Origin of the sequence: Nocardia thailandica NBRC 100428 (assembly GCF_000308795.1) — a bacterium.
GTDB classification, from domain to species: domain Bacteria; phylum Actinomycetota; class Actinomycetes; order Mycobacteriales; family Mycobacteriaceae; genus Nocardia; species Nocardia thailandica.
This window is the reverse complement of the sequence record NZ_BAGK01000071.1, coordinates 109,331-128,970: the sequence shown is the minus strand read 5'-3', so window position 1 is coordinate 128,970 and position 19,640 is coordinate 109,331. Positions and strand designations below refer to the sequence as shown.

At 68.5% G+C, this 19,640-nt stretch carries 5 protein-coding genes; 1 reads left to right on the top strand and 4 read right to left on the bottom strand.

Annotated elements, in window-relative coordinates:
• Positions 1–1,820: DEAD/DEAH box helicase (locus ON36_RS08025; protein ID WP_043649730.1), on the bottom strand; the 1,820-nt coding region annotated here is incomplete at its 3' end.
• Positions 1,817–5,188, bottom strand: coding sequence for a hypothetical protein (locus ON36_RS08020; RefSeq protein ID WP_052313745.1), 3,372 nt, complete (start codon positions 5,186–5,188; stop codon positions 1,817–1,819). The genes ON36_RS08025 and ON36_RS08020, both read right to left, overlap by 4 nt.
• A 203-nt stretch (positions 5,189–5,391) precedes the next feature.
• Here ON36_RS08020 and ON36_RS08015 point away from each other — a divergent pair, with 203 nt between their 5' ends.
• Entirely contained in the window at positions 5,392–7,605 is a 2,214-nt protein-coding gene (locus tag ON36_RS08015; RefSeq protein ID WP_043649728.1) for a helicase-related protein, read from the top strand.
• On the opposite strand, the gene ON36_RS08010 is transcribed toward ON36_RS08015, so the two are convergent.
• Both ON36_RS08010 and ON36_RS08005 read right to left on the bottom strand, forming a co-directional pair.
• Complete coding sequence (locus ON36_RS08010; RefSeq protein WP_083884979.1) at positions 7,606–12,867, bottom strand: PDDEXK-like endonuclease domain-containing protein; 5,262 nt, start codon at positions 12,865–12,867, stop codon at positions 7,606–7,608.
• Between the two features lie 61 nt (positions 12,868–12,928).
• Complete coding sequence (locus ON36_RS08005) at positions 12,929–19,618, bottom strand: DUF3320 domain-containing protein (RefSeq protein WP_083884978.1); 6,690 nt, start codon at positions 19,616–19,618, stop codon at positions 12,929–12,931.
• Positions 19,619–19,640 lie beyond the last annotated feature (22 nt).

Below are 19,640 nucleotides of genomic sequence, written 5' to 3'. Positions count from 1 at the left end.
ACCGCGGGTGCCGCGTTGGTGTCGGTGCGCAACCGGCGGATGACCTGCCTGGCCCGCGCACCGCATTCGGTACAGCGGCTCATGATCCGCCGCGCCGCTGGATGCTCCCGGACCCGCAGGAGCGGGCCACCCGGGCAGCTCAGCGCACAGGTGCCTGCGCCTGCGTCGAGCCGGCCGCACCCCGCACAGAGTGTCCGCAGACCGGTTCCCCGGTCGGAGCCGACCTCCTCATCGAGGGTGGCATCGTCCTCGTCGATGACGTCGGCGGCCACATTGTCGGTCAACACCAGCCATTTGACCTTTGCCTCACCCTTGGCGGGCCGGAAGAACTCCCGCGCGCCGTCGGGTTCGCGCTGCCCTGCGAGATGTACCGCGCCGCAGCGGTGGCAGGTGCCGAACTCGAAGACCGCGCGCCCACTGTCCGGATCGATCTCGTGTCGTCCGAGCAGCACCCGCGGCCCGGTGTCACCGAAGCTGACGAAGGCGCCCTCGGTGGCACGGACAAACAGGTGGTAGCGGGCCGACAGTACCGGATTACCGTCCGCCTCGGTCACTCTGGATCCGAGCGTGACCAAGGCTTCGAGCTTGGCCGCGGCGTTCCCGTCGCCGGGCCAGAGGTTCTCGGCCAGCTCGGCGGCGCTGCGCGGCCGGTTTCCGGCGAACCGGATCAGGTCTGCGGTGCGCTTCTCCGCGTGCAGCGCGTCGGCGATGTCACCGGAGGGGACATTGGCCGCCATCCACGTCAGGTCCGCGTCGGGTTCGGCCATCAGCAGCAGTTTGTCATCGTCGAGCTGCCAGGTAGGCGCCGGACGACTCGGTTTGCGCGTCGCGGTCACCAGGTCCTGGCGATCCGGCTCTCCGGCGACGAATTCGAACTTCGCGTCGAAGAGCTTGCGCGCGAACGCGGTCGCTTCGATGCCCTGCTTGTCCTCGGTGCTGCCCGACAGCGACGCCGAGGTCGCGATGCATTGCAGGTTGCGGTCACCGCCCACGCGATCACGCAGCCTGCGCAACAGCAGTCCGACTTCACTGCCCTGGGCGCCGTCGTAGACGTGTGCCTCGTCGAGCGCGACGAACTTCCAGTGCCCTGCGTGCTGCCCGTCGAACAGCTCCATGTCCCGCGGCCGCAGCAGCAGGTATTCGAGCATGGCGTAGTTGGTGAGCAGAATATTCGGCGGCGACTGCCACATCTCCTCGCGGCTGAGCAGCTCGTTGGGCAACCGTTCGACGCCGGGGAACATGGACCGGTAGACCGCCTCGGCATCGGCCGTCCGCCTTTTGGTCTCCCCGGTGTAGCGGCCGAAGGTGAGGTCCGGGGTCGCCGCCAGCAAGGTGCGCAACCGCTTGAGCTGGTCGTTGGCGAGGGCATTCATCGGATACAGCAACAGCGCGCGCACGCCTGGGCCGAGCGTACCGGCGGCCTTCTGGGTGACCAGCTCGTTGAAGATCGGTAGCAGGAAACTCTCGGTCTTACCCGAGCCGGTGCCGGTACTGACCACGAGATTGCGGCCCGCTACCGCCTTGCGGACCGCGGTCTCCTGATGCCGGTACAGCGGCCGGTCCAGCTCGAGCGCGGTCAGCTCGTCCAGGCCCGGGTGCAGGACACCTTCGGTGATCAGCTCTCGCAGCGACGCGCCTGCCGCGTACGGCGGGGTGAGTTCGAGCAGCGGCCCCTTGGTGAGCAGCGACGTTTCGTCGACAGCGCGGTCGAATGCGGCGGCAAGCGCCGGATCACGCGGTGCCAGCATGGTTTTCAGATACCGCTTGTAGCCTTCTTCGATATCCGCGCCTGCCAGAAGCGGATCGAGCCGCTCGGTCACTGTTCTCCTCCGATCGTGTCGATGACGTCCTGATGCAGCGCGTAGGACGCGAGCGCATCGGCAATGAGGATGTCGGTCCGTACCAGGGCGGGACACAATTCGGCCAGCCGCCGCCAGGAATCTCGCATCGGCGCGGGCATCGACCAATCCCGGATCTGGGACCTGGCCCTCAGCCGGGCGACCGCGGCGAACAGCAGCGATTGCAGGGATAACAACAACCACGGAAAGCGAGCTGTGTCGGCACCGTCCAATGCCTCATTGCGCAGACCGACCACCTCGTAGACGGGGCGCGCGGCCCGCCGGAGTAGCGGCATCAGTTCGGCCGAATGCCGGATCATCTCTTCCCGCGCCGGATCGTTCTGCCAGTCCAGCCGATGCTCGAACGCCTCGAAGATCGCACCGCGCCGGGTGTCCGGATCGAGCAGGGCGGCGGGGATGATGCCGCAGGCAGCCTTCATCTCGGCGAATTGCTCGGCGGGGAAGTAGTGCAGGGCGACACTTCCCGCATCGAAGATATCGGCGTGACTCGGAGCAGGGTCCCCGGCCAGCAGGTCGAGCAGCGGCCCACCGCCGTAGTTCGCCAATCCGGACCGCAGCCGTTCTGCGGCAACCGAATCCGGCTGCCGGAGTGCGAAGAACGGCAGATCGGCGATGCCGACCAGGCACCGGAGCCAGGGGTCGGTGGGCGGTGCCGACTGGATGGGCGAGGAGAAGTCCCGTTCGACGAGCCCGCTGGCGATGAGCAGCGGGACGGCGTCGGCCCGCGCGAGGGTACTGCGATCCAGCGCCTCGATCGAGGAGCGAGGGTCCGCGTGCAGTACCTCCCGCAATGCCGTACGCACCGCGGAACTGCGCGCCGAGGCAAAAACCGTCCATGCCTCGGGCACTGCCGAACTAGTGCTGGGCAGTTCCCCCGCACCGGCGAGGAACCTGGACAGATCGGCGCGTCCGGGATCGGAATCGGTCATCCAGCCGGGCTGGGAGACAGTCAACGCCGTATCGTCGGGTTCGTCCGGTGCGGTGATCACTGTCCACGGATCGTCGACGAACACCTGGACGGTCAGCGACCCCGCACCGATGAATTCCGGCGGCAGCGGCGCCCGGCCCTCGGCAAGTCGGACCTGGATCGGAGCGCGCCACGGCGCTGTGCGCGGCCAGACGTACGCCGCCAGGTCGGGATCAGCAGCACCGGAGAAGACCAGCTGATCGCCGTCGAGTACTACCCCGGCGATCAGGCGGCGAGGCTGGATCCGGGCGAGGACGACCGACGTGGTCTCGTCGTCCTCGGTGTCGATCCGCACCATCAGGCGGGAGCGCCGCAGCGCCCGCGCCGTATCGGCGAATTCACGGGTCGGCGCATGGAAGACGTTGTCGCGCCCGACTTCCGGGCGGGCAAACTGATGTATCTCGCCGGCTTCGTCGGTCAGAACGATGTCGACCTCGACCGATCCCGGTACCCGTGCGGCCGCGATCCGGTGCTCGGCGAGATCATCGACGGTCAGCATCGGTGCCACAGTGCGCCAGCGAGCCGCCGTTCCGACCGGATCGACGCGCAGTTCCACTGCGGGTGGCCGCACCACGAGCCGTTCGGTCCGTGCCGGACCGTGCACGGCCAGCTGCGTTTCCCGGTCGGTGACTCCGAACTCGAGGGATGCCTGGTCCACGCGCAACGGGGGCGGCACCGTGACAGTCGCGACGGTCGCCGCCAGCCCGTTCGGGACCGGCACGCGGAATTCGGCGGCGTGCTCGACCTCGAGCCCTTCTGCCAGGAATAGGGTGTGCCGGATGTCCTGGCCGAGCGGTCCGCTGATGACCACGTCGAAGAATCCGAACAGACCAGGTGCGAGTCCCTCGAACGGGTCCAGCGACACCTCTTCAGTGGCGGATACCCAGACATCGTCGGCCAGCCAGTCGACAGTGGCGTGGTGGCGCACCCGGATCCGCCACTCCACCGGTTCGACCACATGAGGGGGCAGGTCGACGCCGGGACGTTCGGCGTATACCGGCATCCCCGATCGCGTGAACGTGCCCTCGACAGGTTCCGGAAGTTCCAGGCGCGCGGAGCCGGTCCGCCGGACTCGGCGTGGTGTGCCGAGCCGGTTGTCGTCGCGCAGTACCACCGCGTCGGTCTCGGACAGGTCGTAGACCCGGGCCACCCAGTCCTGCCAGCCCACCGGTATGGCCCCCACGATCCAGACAGCCGGCGCGCCGGTGTGCAGATCGCACAGTTCGGCCCGCGCCGGATGCACGGCGATGACCTCACCACGGGGCAGCGCGACGTGCCGCGACAGATGCCTGCCCTGCTCGTCGAACACCAGTAACGGATCCGCTCTGTCCACGAGTGGAATCCGGTGGTCCAACCCGGCTGCCTCGTGTCGCAGCACCACCTCACGCACCCGGCGCGGTACCGGCACCGCGGTGGTCGGCTGCGCCTCGCCCGCGGCGATCCCCCAGCCGCGCCGGGCATGGACAGTTGTGGTCTCGCCGTCGAACGACACCAGCCACGGACTCTCGGTGCCGGTCGGGGGGACGGGCACCTCGACGACGATCTGATCATCGGTGCGGGAGTAGGCGAGCACCGGCCTGGGCGACCGGGTTGCCCGCTCGGCTGCCTGCCCGGCGGCGACACCGAACGGCTTCTCCTTCCACCGGTCGATGAGCGCGTCGAGCAGCAGGCTCGGGATGCCGGTGGTCGACGTGTCGAGATCCAGGTCGTTCGCGTAGTCGGGATGTTCCCGCGCATAGTCGGCGAACTCGATGATCCGGTCGACGATGTCGACGGCGACCTCCCCACCGTGCTGCAGGAAGTTGCGCACCGGCATATCGAGCCTGTTCAGTCGATATTCCATACCCGGCTGAGTGAGCCAGTCGAAGACAGCCGCTCCGCTCGGATCGCGCCCGTGGGCGATGTGTTCCTCGATGATGTCGACCAGATCGCCGAGGCAGTACACCGGGACACCGGCGTGCACGGCCAACATCTGCACATATTGCGACCTGAGCTCCGGGAATTCACGCATTCTGAACCTCTGCAACAGCGCGGGCACCCGCCCACGCAACAGGTTCTCGAACTCCTGCTCGCGCGCCAGCCCGAGTTCGTCCCAGAACGACTCCCAGTATCTGCCCTGCTCGTACTCGAGACCGGCGTGGCCCACCAGCGTGGTCAAGGTGAGCGCGGGGAACCGGGCGATCAGCCGCGCCGCCCCGAGCTGCCGCCGATGGTCACGGATGACCTGACCGAGCAGGTCGCGAGTACGGGCGATCTCGTCGTAGTCGAGGTTGAGCTCGGCGAACAGTGATACCTGCTCGAGCCGCCGGGCCTGCCGGAACTCCTCGTCTTCGGCTTCCCGCCAGACCAGCGTATCCGGCACGAACCCTCCCCTTCACCCAGCCGCTACCCAACTCCACCCGCGGCAAACCTCTGACCTACCCGTCCATCATCGCACCACCGGTGCGCCTGTGTGGTCCACTCGGCAACCCACGGTTTGCCCTACCGCGGGTGCGCCGCCGAACGACCGCCGTAGCCGCTACCCTCGACCGAGGCCGTGGCGGCCGAAGCGGAAGGCGGTGTGCGGTGAGCGATGAGTTGGTGGAGCAGATCGCCGCCCTCCTGCTAACGCTCCCAGACCAGAGCGCACCACAGATCGCGGCCGCTCTGAACGATCCCGCGATCGACCGGACCGTGGTGAACCGCGTGCTCTACACCGAGCGAGCCCGGTTCGTGGTTGACGCCTCGGGCAACCCGCCCCGCTGGTCACTGCGGGAGCGCAAATCCGCGGTCACCGCGAAGGTCAGATCGGCAGCGGCTCGTCCTGTCGACCGGCTGGAGCCCGCCTCATGGCCGCCGCTGCGCAGCTGGCAGCAGCGCGCATTGGCCGCCTGGACCGACAACGGACGCAAAGGCATCATCGAAGCTGTCGGTGGCACCGGGAAGTCCGCGCTCGGCATGCGCGTCGTTGTCGAGGCGATGACGGCGGGCACTCCCGCCGTGGTGATCGTCGCAGACGACGCGGCCCGCGCGATCTGGCTCTCCCGGCTCGCCGAGATGGCCCCCGGCCACCGTGTCGTGGGTCCGGGTGGTGAGGCGCGGCCGAACACCGAAAGAACGTGGCAGGTCGCGATCTTGACTCCGGCGACCGCCAACCGGCTCCGCCAGATTGCGCCGCCCACGCAGTGTTCTGACGCGCTGCTGGTCGTGGATGATCTCGATCGGCACAGTGCGGGCGTGTTCGCCCATGCCCTCACCGATCAGTTCACGGCCCGGCTGGGCTTGAGCAGGGCGGTCGATCGCGGCAACCAGACCGTGCGCACCCAGCTCGTCCCGTATTTCGGTCCGTTGTTCGTCGCGGGATGCGACTACGCGACCGCACGTGCCGAGAGACTGCTGGACCCGGTCACGCTCGTCCAGGTCGGGGTCCAACTCGACGCCAAGGAACGTGCCAGTCTCGACCGGGCGAACGCCTTGGTCGAACGCCAGTACGACACTCTTACCGGAAGCTACGGTGCCCCCGAATCCGCCGCGGAGTTCCGGGCTTTCGTCGACGCTCTCGCCGCAGGCCGCGGCTCCGGCGCCCACCACGCGAATCGCTATCTGACCGCGGTATCCGACCGCGCGACGATCCTGGCCGAGTGCCGGGCCAAGGCCGAGGTGCTGGAGCTTCTTCCCACAGATGTCCTGGCCGGCACCCAGACGATAGTCTTCGCCGACCGACCCGTCGCCGCGGGCCGCGTCCATCAGCTGCTCGCCGACCGTGGCATTCCCGTTGCTACGACCAGCGCCGCACTCACCCCGGCCCAGCGGTCGGCCATCGCCGACCGGCTTGCCGACAGATCGCTGAAGGTGCTCGTCGAGCAGCGGATCTTGGAGCCCGCGCTGGCGGTCCCCGACGCGGGCATCGCACTCGTTCTTGCCCGCAGCCGCGACTCCACCCAGCTGATCCACCGACTCGGCCGTGTCGTCCGGTCGTCCGCACCACGCCGGCCCAGGCTGGTCATCGTCCTGTTCGTCATCGGTTCCCCGGAGGACCCGGCCCACGATGCCGATGCGACAGCGGCCATCCGCCCCCTCGCCGCCGAGACGGTCCGGACCGATCCTGCAGGTTTGATCACGCTGCTGGAGCAGTGGCATCGCACGGCACCCCGCGACAACAGCGCGGTAACCGAAGCACTTGTCCCCGAGCCGGCCACCGCCGATCCAGTTCCGGCCGACGCGGACGACGCAGCCGCCGCTGCGGCGCCTGCCCCGGAATCGGCTGTCGCCGATGTGGATGTCGCTGAACCCGCCGCCGATGTGGCGGGCGCCGATGAGCTTGCCGCTGCGGTGCTCAGGTCCGGAACCGTCGAGACTCCGGAGGTCTACCCCGCCTCAGCGGACGAGGGCGGCTACGACGATCACACCGAACCCGGTATCTACACCGACTTCCTGGCCGAGCTCATGAAACTCGGCGGAATCGGGACCGCCGAGGAGATCGGCGATGTAGTCGGGTGCTGCGATCCGGCAGAACTGCGCGAGCTCGCCGAAACTGCCGCCTGCGCAGGCGATCTCGTCTTTCACGACATCGGCGGTGACAGCGAGGATCTCCTCTTGCTGTCGACCGCACCACACACCGACCACGCAGACCTGGTGCGGTATTCCGGCAACATCGCCGCCTGGGCCGTCTCGTCCGAGGACCCGATCGGTGGCATGTACCAGCTCATGGCCGACCTCGCCGGCCTGCCGATACCGTCATACCGCCTCATTCAGCTGGCGGCCTTCCTTCGGGGCACCACCCCGCACGGGCTGCTCTGATCAGCGATACCCCGCCCGCCGCTCGGCAATCGGCAGGACGATGGCCAGCGCCGCGATCGCCCGGTCGGTCAGCTGCCCCTGTCCCAAGGTGGCGACGGCTCGCGTCATGAGGGCCACCCGATCGTTCCAGCCGGTGGATTCGGCGGTTCGGAAGAGTACCTCGGCCAGCTCCCGCACCGGCACCTGGTCTATCGCGCGCACGCCGAGCAGGCGCGGCAGATAGGCGGGCTGTTCGGGGGTCCGGTAGCTGAACCATCGCGACTGCCCGAGTTCGAGAAAGTCATCGGCGACGAGGAAACCTTGCCGCACAGCGATTTCCAGCGCACGATCCACCAGCACCGGAGCCCGATCCGCGACCTCGTCGTCAGCGCTGCGCACCCTGGCGACGACGGCATGCAACCGGGCGGCTGTCACCGGCCCCTCGACCGCGACGATGCGTAGCACATCTTCCTTTGCGGACGCGATGTTGTAGCCGGCCTGCGACACCGCGAGCAGGTCCGAGAACGACCGGTACTCCGCCGGCTCGCCGGTGCATGTACTGGCGAGCCGTTCGCGTACACCGCCCCGGAGCCGCGAAGCTTCCGGAGTCGTGTCGCCGACCGGAAGCACGGGTACCGTATCCACCTCACATCGAGACGGTTCCGGGATAACCCGCTCCCTGTCCACGTCCGGCGTGTCCGGCTCGGATGCATCCGGGCGGGTGTCGAGAACCGATGTGTCGCCGGAGGCTTCATCGACCCAAGGCTTGTCCCACCGGAACCCGGCGAGCACCTCCGCCTCGGGGATCACCGCGAAGACGGCCTCGCGCAGGAGAACCGGTGGCTCTGGTGGGATCGGCTCCGGTGCCACGTCCGGTTCCGGCAACTCGCTCACCGGGGTGAGCCCTACCGAGCCGAGCAGCTCCCACAGCGGCGCCAGCGCGTCGTCGGGGTCGAACACGAACTGTGACCGGCGGATTCGGAAGAACGGCCACCCGCACCGCTGGAGATCTCGCTGCCAGCCCAGCTCTTGCTGGTACGCGGCGGGTCCGGTCCAGTCATCGCTCTCGCAGAGGACCGCTACCCGGATGTGCCCGCCGATCACCACCATATCCAGAAGGTGCGCGCCGACCTCGTATCCGGCGACCACCTGGTAGTTGCGGGCCAGGATCCGGTTGAACACCTGCTGCGCGAACACCGTGGTGAACGGGACGACCCTGCGGTCCTCCCGCACCGGCGCGGGCAGCAGCCGCTGTGCGTACGCGGGTTCGGTGTCGTGGGACAGGCAGTAGTCGAGCAGCTGGTAGCGCATGTCGTCGGGATTTAGGAGTTCGTCGAGCCGCAGCGAATGGAACAGCCACAGCTGATCGGCGGCGCGGGAGACGGCAACGTTGTAGCGCTGGATGGCGGCTTCGCCGGTCTGCGGCATCAGCCGCGTGCCGGGTTCGGCGGATTTCACCATCGACAGGAACATGACATCGCGTTCGGCGCCCTGGAAGTCCGCCGCGTCACCGCAGCGCAGCCGCCGGCGATCGATCTCCTCGGGTGGGATCACCGCCAGCAGCTTGTTCCAGATAAGCTCGGCCTGCGCCGTGCCGAGCAGTGACACCACCCCGAAAGTCTTGGACGCGTACCGCGGATCGCTCAGACACGCGCGCACTCGGGCCACGATCCGATCCGCTTCGGCCTCGTTGAGATTGCTCTTGGTGCTCACCCCGCCGACCACGTACTCGGTGCGAATGGGCGGAAGCCGGTCACTGCCGTAGACCCGGACGGGAATCAGCGGTTTGGCGTCCTTGGCGTAGGCGATCTTGTTGGAGAACCCGATGATTTCCGGCACACAGCGCCGGTGCTCGATCAAGGTCAGGCGCGAGGCGAACCGCATACTCGCGTCGTCGAACAGACTGCGTTTGGTATCGATCCAGCTGGCCTTGCGCGGATCACCGGCCAGGTACTGTTCGGCCAGCCCACGCACGGTATCGATCTTCACGCCGACCCCCGACGGCGACACCTGCCGCTCGTCCCCGATCACCACGATGCGTGGCGCCAGGTATTGCAGGAATACTGCTTCGGCCCCGGCCTGGGAAGCCTCGTCGACCACGACGACGTCGAACATGTCGGGTTCGATGTCGAGCTGTTCGACCACCCGGTAGATCGGCATGATCCATACCGGCACGGCCGATCGGCAGCGGCCCATGGTCTCGCGGATCTCTCGCCGCCTGCGATCGGCGTGCATACCAGTGCCCTTGCCGAGGCGCCGGACCAGTTGTGCGTACTGCCGCAGGTCCGTTCGGGTTCCGGGCCCCAGCCGTTCCGGTGCGACGGCGCGGTCCCAGGCCTTGACGACCGCCAGCCGCGTGGCCTCGGCCCGCAGTCCGGTTTCGATGTCGTCGAGCTGGTCGAACAGCTCATTGACCGGTTCGTGGCCGAGGCCGGCCAGCCATGCGCCCAGAGCGGCCCAATCCCAGGCCTGTTCGAGTTCGGTCAGCCGGGTGTCCCAGACCGGCGATCCCGCCGTAGCGGCCACGGCGGCGCGCAGGCGCGGCCACTGCGCCAGCCGAATCTCGAGGTCGGTGCGGCGAGCGAACCGGACCCGCAGCTCGGCCAGCTCGGTCAGCCGGACGTGCGCCCGCTGGTATCCCTCGACATCACGCTGCTCCAGCGCGCGATGCAGTGCGTGCAGTTCGATGGTCGCGCCCGGCTGATACCGCAGGCCCGCCACCCGGGCGGCGACGTGGTCGAACAGGTCGGCGACCGAGTCCTCTTCGTCGATCGCGGCCGCGGCGTCGAAGGAGGCGAGGAGGGTTCGCCGGGCGGCCGAGTCCGACCAGTCCGGTTCCACGATCCCGTAGCCGCGCAGAAGCTGCCCCGCCGCGACGAGTTCGGCGCCGATACCGAGCACCGACCGCAGCTGTTCGGCGTCGGCCCGGTGCTGCGCCAGACGCACCGCGAGACTGCCCGGCAGCGCGTCACCGGTTCCCGACCACACCTCGTCGAGCTGTTCGACGAGGCGGTCGAGTTCGCACTGCCGGAGGAATGCCCGCAAGTGCGCCGCCTCGACCGGGATCCGTCCGTCGACCCGAACGCGCTCGAACAGCGGCGCGGCTTCCTTGAGCGCCTTGTTCGCGGTGATACCGACGCGCGGCGCACCATCCGCGCGAACCCGCAGCGGCCCGGAGCTGTCGATGAGCCGCAGTACCGCCTCCGCCAGCGCGACGAGTGCGCCGCGATCTCCGCCGGAGACCCGCACCTGCGCGATACCCAGCTCGTCGAGCAGACCCGCCGTCGGGGCGAGCAGTTCGAGCGATCGCCGGTGCCGCCCGAACCACACCCCACCGCGGCCCCGCGCAACATCGGAGACCGCTGCACGGACCCATTCGTCCTGGTTTCCGGAAAGCTCGGTGAGCACGTTGTCCACCCGCCGCACCGTCGCCGAGATCTCGCCGCGGGTGGCAGGCGGCAGTCGGCGGATCGCCTCGATCCACGGCCGGCTGGCGTGTGCGGCGACGGCACCGGCCCGTTCCGACGCCGCCGACAGCCGTCGCTGCCAATGCGCGACCTGTGCCACCGTGGGCAGATCGGCCACCGTGAGCAGTTGCGCGCCGGCCACGTCCGGGTCCGACAGTGCCTCGTCGAGCAGCAGCGTCCGCCATTCGCGCACGTCACCCGGGCTGACGGGCAGTCGGGTTCCCGGCGCAGGATCCAACTCGGCGATCCAGGAGAAACGGTCGGCGTCAGCTCGGTGCGCCAGCACCAGTTCGGCGGCTGTGCCGCGATAAGAACCGATTTCGTGAACGAGGACCTCGTGTTCCCGCTCGTGCAGGAGCCGCTTCATCAGCCCCGCCCTGGCCGACCGCAGTTCGGCGATCCTCGCGTTCACCTCGGCGATCCTGCGCCGGGCGGCACCCCCGTCGTGAGCGTCGGCGGCGGCCGCGATCCGCTCCATGGACAGTTTCAGGTCGTCGAAATTGTCACGGGTGGCCCCGGCCACCGAGACACAGAGGTCACGGATCTCACCGGGGAGCTTGCCCCGGACTTCGGCCAGCGCGCGATCGGTGTGCGCGGTGACGAGTACCCGCTTGCCCTGTGCCAGCAGATGCGTGATAAGCGCAGCCGCGGTGTGCGTCTTGCCGGTTCCGGGTGGCCCCTGCACGATCGTGTGCGTATGGCAGTCGACATGGCGCAGGATCGAGAGCTGAACGGCGTTGAGCGGCAGGGGAAGAAAGCTGTCCGGACCGTCTTGGACGATCGCGCCGCTGTCGGTGGGCGGCTCCGGCTCCGCGGCGTAGGACGCGTCGACCAGTGTGCGCAGGCCGACCGGAACCGACCCGCGATCGGCGATCCGGTCGGCAATGGTGTCGAGGACCCGGGCGAGGCCCCTGGTTCCGCGCGATCGTACGATCAATGCGGGTGCGTAATAGCCGACCGGGTCGGCCGTCGCCACCGCGGGCATCATCTCGTCGAACACTCCGGTGTCGGGTCCGAGGCTGTGCAGCAGCCGCCGCATGAGCACCGCGACCGCGTCCCGGTCGAAAGGATCTGTTCCACGCAGGAATTCCTTCTCGGCCGCACGCAGCAGAGCCGGGTCGAGGATCAGCTCGGGGTCGAGGAAATCCAGCAGTTCCACCGCAGGACGACCGGTGTCGAGATCGAGACGCACGGTGAGAGTGCCCGAGTCGGTGTCGAAGTCGAACTTCACCGGCAGCGTGAGTGCGTGCCTGCGAACGACTCCGACCCCGGGCCGCCGCCATACCACGCACCCCAGCGCCAACACCGCCTCCCGACTCTCTGCCGAGGCATGGACATCGGAATACATCCGGTACACCGCTCGATAGCACCGGTGCGCGGGTTCGTCGACCCGGGCCTGCTCGGCCCACATCCGCCACCGCCGCAACCACGCGCCGAACCGCTCCGCCACTTCGGGGTGGTCCGCCAGCCGTTCGGTCCGTGCACTCCCGTCGACCCGATGCGACCGTAGCGCGGGCTCCACCGTGTAGTCGTCGAGCCGACCCGGCACCAGCCAGGCCCGCACCTCGGCATCCGGTGCTGCGACCGGCGGCGGGACCACCAGCTTGTCGAGCCGCAGGAACGGCTTGTCCTCCGACCCCGGCGTGAACCGCACAGCCGCGCTCTCGGGCAACTCGCCGAGCCACTGCATCGCACCCAGATCGTCGGCATCCAGCACAGGCTGCCCACCGACACCCTGCACCCGCGCCAGAAACCGGAACAACCGCGAAGCCCGATCCGCCAGCTCCGCGCCCGCTCCGGTCCCCGCGTCGACCATCCGATCTCTCCTCACACAACAGACCAACCGTATGACGGTATCCCCCGGTCAGCGACGTGCGCTACCCATAGCTGAGCCCTTTCGACGCTTCGCGGACAATGCCCGCGCGGATCAGGTCGTCGAGGTCACCCTCGAGCGCCACCCGGATTTCGGTGCCGACCCGGTTCCAGCCGAACAAGCGGGCGACTTCCTTGACCAGTTCAGCGCGTTGCGCTCCGACGGTGTCCCGCACCATCGAGGTGATCGCCAGCTTCCGTTCAGGCGCGGGCACCTGCCCGACGAGGCGCGCGCATATGGCGGTCGGCGTGCGCACCGTCTCCACCGCGATTCCGGGGATGGTATAGGTGGTGCCCTCGCAGTGCAGTGTGCCCTGAGCAGCCGAGCGGGCCAGCACCGTCTCGACCTGGTTGCGCACCACCCCGCCGGCCCGGCCGAGCGCCCACGCGTCCCGGATCCGGGCGACCAGCATGTCCAGCTCGATCGGTCCTTCCCGCCGGACGATCGCCAGGCAGATCTCCGCGATGAGCGGTTGCGCCTCCCGGTCCTGCACGGCCACCCATGGTTGTCCTGTGCGGTCGGCGAGGTCGGTTCGCATCCGGTGCAGTTCGCTCACCGAGTAGCCGTCGTACTCGGTCGCCCAGGACGGCGTGGCCGCCGACGCGGCCCTCGTGTTCTCCGCCGGTGGCACCGTGCCGGTACCTGATGCCTGTGTCGGCTTCTCGATGTTTACCGGGGCGGCAGGGGGCCGCGCCGGGCGCGGATCACCGGTCACGGCGGCTTCGACGGCCGATCGGAGCCGCGCCAGCTCACCCGGCCGGTCCCGGTGCCACGCGGTTCCCCAGATGCGGTGCATCGTCCAACCGAGGTTGACCAGGACATCTTCCCGCAGCCGGTCCCGATCGCGGGCGACCCGGGTCGAGTCGTACATCGGCCCGTCGCATTCGATGCCGAGGGCGAACACTCCCGGATGTTGCGGGTGCCGTACGGCCAGGTCGATCCGGTACCCCGCCACGCCGATCCGGGGAACCACGTCGTATCCCCATTCCGTCAGCAGGGAGGCCACGTCTTCCAGGAATGGGTTCTCGATGTGCGGCCGCTCGTCGGGCGCGACCGCCGCGGCCAGCATTCCGGAGCCGGATTCGGCGTACTGCAGATACCGCTTGAGGTGGTGCACACCGTCGTTGGGCGGCGTTCCGAGCTCGGCGCCGGAGAAGGAGGCGACCAGCTCGACGCGCTGCCGCGCCCGAGTCACCGCGACATTCAGGCGCCGCCAGCCACCACTGCGGTTGATCGGCCCGAATTCGGAGCGCAGCTTGCCGTCCTTGTCGGGGCCGTATCCGACCGACAGGATGATGACATCGCGTTCGTCACCCTGGACCGATTCGAGGTTCTTCACGAAGAAGCCGTCGAGCCGGTCGTCGCTGAAATGCTTTTCGAGTTCGGGGTGCCGGGCGCGCGCGTCGGCGACCGCCGCCTCGATGGCCTCGGCCTGCGATTTGGAGAGTGCGACGACCCCCAGGGTGAGCTCGGACCGGGTCCGAAAATGGTGGATGACCCGCTGTGCGACGAGTGCGGCTTCCCGGGGGTTGTCGCGGCGACCGCCACGGTCGTAGACCCCGTCGGCTTTGAAGAACTCGACGCCGATATCGGGCCCGGTCTCGTAGACACCCGGAAAGGTGATCATCTTGTTGTCGTAGAAGTCGTTGTTGCTGAACGCGATCAGGTCTTCGTGCCTGCTGCGGTAGTGCCAGCGCAGCGGTAGTCCACGCAGCACGCCGCTGCCTTTGCAGAGTCCGAGCACCGATTCGAACTGGTCGACCCCGTCCTCGGTGTACTCGGCCTCGCCCGCGTCGCCGGTGACACTGAAGAAGGAGGTAGGTGGGAGCTGGTTCTGGTCACCGGCGACGATCAGTGCCCGGGCCCGGTACAGAGAATTCACCGCGTCCTCGGGCAGGACCTGCGAGGCCTCATCGAAGATGACGACATCGAAGCGGAAGTCCGGCGGCAGGAACTGGCTCACGGTCAGCGGGCTCATCATGAAGCACGGCTTGATCCGGCGGACGATCTCGCCGCAGTCACCGAGCAGCTTGCGCACCGGCATGTGCCGTGTCTTCTTCTCGGCCTCCCGCAGAATCGTCGCCCCGCTACCGATGGTGATGTTCTGTGGGCGCTGGCGGTTGACTTTGTCGATCACCTTGGCCGGTGCGTTGCGGATCAGCGACAGGTCGCCTTCGCGGAACCGGACCACTTCCCGTTCGCGTTCGTCGGCCCGTAGCGGAGACAGTCGCTGGTCACGTTCCAGCTGCTGATCGACCCAGGCGGTGAGCACGGACTTCTCGAGGATCCACTCCAGATCGGCGATCTCGAAGCCCTCCCTGGCCGCGTTCTCGGGCAGTCCTCGCAGGCCGTGCGTAGTCAGACCGGCGACGGCCGAGGCGTACCGATACCAGGCGTCGGGTCCGTTCGGGTCGCCGCCCAGCTGCCCCAGCCACTCCGCCGCGCCGGACAGCGAGCCGGTGAGCCGCTGTCGGGCGGCGTCGCGATGGGGTACGCCGAAGCAGTCGCCGAATTCCGCTCGCCGCTGGTTCCACTGTTCGCGGTCGTGAGCGAACGTGGTCTCCGGCGCGGCGTCGAGCATGACCCGTGCGGCCGTCTCCGAAAGGGGCGGTAGCCCGTGACCGCTGCGGACGGCGCCACCACTGCCGTGGTAGTTGCGGGGGTTCGCGGCTCGCCGGACGCCGCGCGCCCAATCCAGCGCGGCCCCGATCTGGTCGGCGTCGGTGCCGGCACCGGCATAGAGCTGCCCGAACAGCGCCGACCACTGCTGTTCGCCCGCTCTCAGCGACTCCTCCGCCAGCCGCGCCTTCCGGATCATGTCGACCGTCCGGCGAGCCTGCGACAGCGTGAGTTCGCTGTTCCCGACGACCCGGGACACGGTGCCGGTGAAGTCGACGGCGCGACGGAACGGTTCGAGGTGCGCCCGCATCCATTCGATCGATGTGGCCAGCGGCAGCTTCTGCAGCAGTGCGGTCGCGTGGTGCTCCGCAGTGCGATCGATCCAAATATCCAGGGCGACAGCCACTTTCTCACCCTTGCGCGCCAGGTCCGGCCGCGGCGGGCCGTCGTCGGCGAGAACACCGCACAAGCGCCGGCGCCGGACGGGATCCAGCACCGCCGCACCGGCATCACGCACGATCACCGTCGCGGCCTGCAGGGCGTCCGCCAGTGCGCGCGTACCGTATTCCTCGATCGCGGCGTACCGCCCGAGAAGCCGCATGGCCTCCGGTGGCACCGATGCAGTCGCCGAGGCCGCCTGGGCGCGCTCGAGCAATCGCCACATCGGCTCACACCCGGCCGGGATCTCGGTCTGATCAGCCGAGAGACGCCCACAGTCGGTGTCGAGTCCGCGGTACCAGGGACCGAGCACCCGCCGATCGACTTCCTGGCGGTTGTCGAAGTCGGCCGTTGCCACCTGTGCGACCTGCGCCAGGTGTACCATTTCGCGCGCGTCTGCCAGGGTCAGATTCGCCACTGCACCGTCGCCCGGAGCGGGCAGCGCGCTGGTCGATTCGATCAGCGTTTCGGCACGCTTCAGTGGGTCCAGGTGTGCCCGTAGCCACCTGGCGACCGCGGCGGGCGTCTGTCCGGCCAGCTCGCCGACGACAGCGGCCAGTGGCGCCCGCGTGCATTCTTCGTCCCAGGACTGGATGGCGGCGGAGAGATCGGCGCGGCGGCAGGCCAGGACCGGATCGTCGGCGACACCGTCGGCGAAGATGCCGGCGAGCAGGCCGCGGGCCCGGTGGTCAGCGGGGCCGCAACCGGCGAGTCGGACCACCCGGCGCGACTGCTCGGTCGCGGCCACGACGGCGGGCACGTCCGGTTCCCCGTCGACGAGATAGCGCCCCAGGAGCCCGGCGTATTCGCCGGTGATCGCGGTGAACTGCTCCTGTGCCCGGTACCAACGCAGCGCGTCTGCGAGGTGGGAGTGCAGGTCCTTACGCCAGGAACCGGTGACAGTGAGTCTCCCGATCAGCTTGCGATCGTCTCGCACCTGTTTGACCAGGCCCCTGCCGAACCCCGGCCCGCGTTCCTGCAACCGCGCGATCGCTTCCGGAACATCGGGGTTGCGAACGAGTTCGGGCTCGAAGATCGTGGTCGCGACTTCTCGGGCCGCCGCGAGTTCGGCATGCGCGGCGGTGAGAGCGGCGACCATCTGCTCGACCAGGACTTCACCGTCGGGTGTGAACCATTGCGGCAGCGCTCGATTCGGCATCCTGGCGAGGTCGGCGAGCTCGACCAGCCTGCCCAGATCGGCCACCGGGATCTCCGGGTCGATCCCGATCTGCAGGGCGATCGCCTCGGCCTGGCGCGCGGCGGTCTCGAACCGCTGAACCAGTAGCTCGAATCGGCTGTAGTTCTCGGCCGCTCGTGGTCCGGTGAATGCCGACAAGTCGATCCCGGCCGGTGTCAGTCGCGCCAGCTCCACCTCACTGATGGGCGGGGTCGCCGACCAGTCCCGCGGAACCCGCAGCCAGTTGGCACCCAGGCCGACGGCGGCCCGCTGCTGGGCTGACAGCACGGCGCCGCGCCGTACCGCGAAGCGCCGCAACGCCTGGGCGACGACAACGACTGCCGCGCCGTCGGCCCGTTCCGGGCCACCGGGTTCCAGTACTTCCGCGGGTGGCAGGTTCTCGGCGGCGGCCAGCCTGCTCAGCTGACAGAGGCCGCGCACTTCCTCCGGAGTGCCCGGCGCGAGCAGACCAAAGGATTCAGCCAGTCCGGTGACGGTATCGATCAGCGATTCCAGATCGTCGATCCATTCGACGAACTTCGTCCACGCTTCTTTCAGATACGGGATGGCGAGGTCGGCGGGTTCGATGCCTGCCGGGGTGAGGGCGGGCAGCGCCTGTTCCTCGGCGGGCGGATCCGGATCGAGCGACTCGGGCACCTCGTCCCACCGGTCACCACCGAGCTGTTCGGCCCTGGTCCGCGCCTGCTGCACGTCGTACAGTTGCGCCAGGAAGTCACGTACCGGAGTCTCGACGACAGAATCGAAACCCCCAGCCGACAACCAGGATTCGGGTACCGGATGCCGCATCGCGAGCAACCTGATCAGATTCGCCAGCCGGTCCAAGCCCGGTTCGTCATCGATGGCGCCGGATTCCGGCGCCAGACCGGCGAATTCCGCCACCACCGCGCGGAGCTGGGTCAGCGCGGCATCGGCGCGCCGCAGTACTACTTCGGGGCTTTCGGATCCGGTGATCACGCCCCGCCACGGATACGCCTCGGCGTAGACGGTGCCGTAGACGTCCGCGATCGTCTCGGCGGCTGCAAGCAGGTCCCGCAGTGTGCGTTGATCGAGGCGATCGACGGCGAATCCACGATTCCCCGGTCCGGGCAGCAGATGGTCGGCGAGGGCGGTGTCGGCCAGTTGCCCCAGGCGTCCGATGACCTCGTGAATCGAGGCCTCGAACGGCATCCTGGTCTGGTTCATCGCCTGGGCGTAGCCGCTCAGCGCCTGCCTGGTGGCGCGCAGGTCGTCGAGCGCCTCGGGACGCATCGGCACCGGGGCGGGCTGCTCGACCAGCGCGCGGCCGAGTTCTTGCGCGACCGCCTTCCGCGAGGTGTTGTTGCTGTGCAGCGCGAGAACGTAACCGTCGAGGCCGACCGTGCGCATCCGGTTGAGCACCACGTCGAGCGCGGCCGCTTTCTCCGAGACGAACAGCACCGATCGCCCGGCGTGCAGCAGAGCCGCGATGATGTTGGTGATGGTCTGGCTCTTGCCGGTTCCGGGTGGTCCGTCGAGCACGAACGAGTTGCCCCCGACCGCGGCGGCGACCGCCTGGCGCTGGGAGGAATCCGCGTCGAGCACCAGCGGCGTGTCCTCGGGTGGCGCGACCTCATCGATGCGATCGAGTTCGATCGGATCGAAGACGAACCGCGCACTGTCGATCCGGGCGTCGGCTCCCAGCGCCACCGCGCCGACCAGATCACTGGCGATCACCGCGTCGACGTTGTCGCGCAGGTCCTGGTACATCGCCTCTTTGTGGGAGGCGAAGATCCCGAGCACCACCCGCGCCGACACAGTCCAGGACGGCTTGTTCGCCACCAGGGCGGTGGTCGCCACGAGGACCTGCGCGAGTTCGTCGGGCTGATACTTCTCGGCGACGTTCCAGTCCAGGTGCAGTTGCTCGAGTTTGATGCGCAGCGCGGGGTTGAACCGGGCGTCGTCATCGGAATTGAGGGTGAGCAGATAGTCGCCGCGTTTGTCGCGCTCGATTCGGACAGGGATGAGGATCAGTGGAGCGTCGCACCCTGTTGCGGCCTTGTCCTCCCGCCAGTTCAGGTTGCCGATGCCCAGCTGCAGCGTCCACAGGCCGTAGTCGTTGTAGATCTGGGTTGCCTTGCGCTGCAGGGCTTTCAGTGTCGCGTGCAGGGACTTGGTGGTGGATTTTTCGGTCACGATCTCGGTCGGCGACGCCGAGCGCGTCGCACGGATCGCCGGACCCCTTCCTGGATCGTCGTCGGCGTCGGGCAGCGGCGCAAATCGGATCCCGCGACCGAGCGCGGCGAGGATATTTTCCGCGCCGGGATTGGTCAGCTCCAGCGAGGTGAGGCGCGTGGCTTTGTAGTTGAGCAGTCGGTTTCGGCTGCTCAGGTCGATGAGCGCTTCCCGCCAGACCTGTACCGTACCGGCCAGCGCCGTGCGATAGCTGCTGTCATCGGGGAACCGCGCGTTCGCCACATTCACCTTCGTCCACCACCCCTGTCAG

What these genes read in the sequence shown, in the direction of transcription:
- ON36_RS08010 (WP_083884979.1), bottom strand. Translation starts at nt 12,867, where the DNA reads ATGGTCGACGCGGGGACCGGAGCGGGCGCGGAGCTGGCGGATCGGGCT.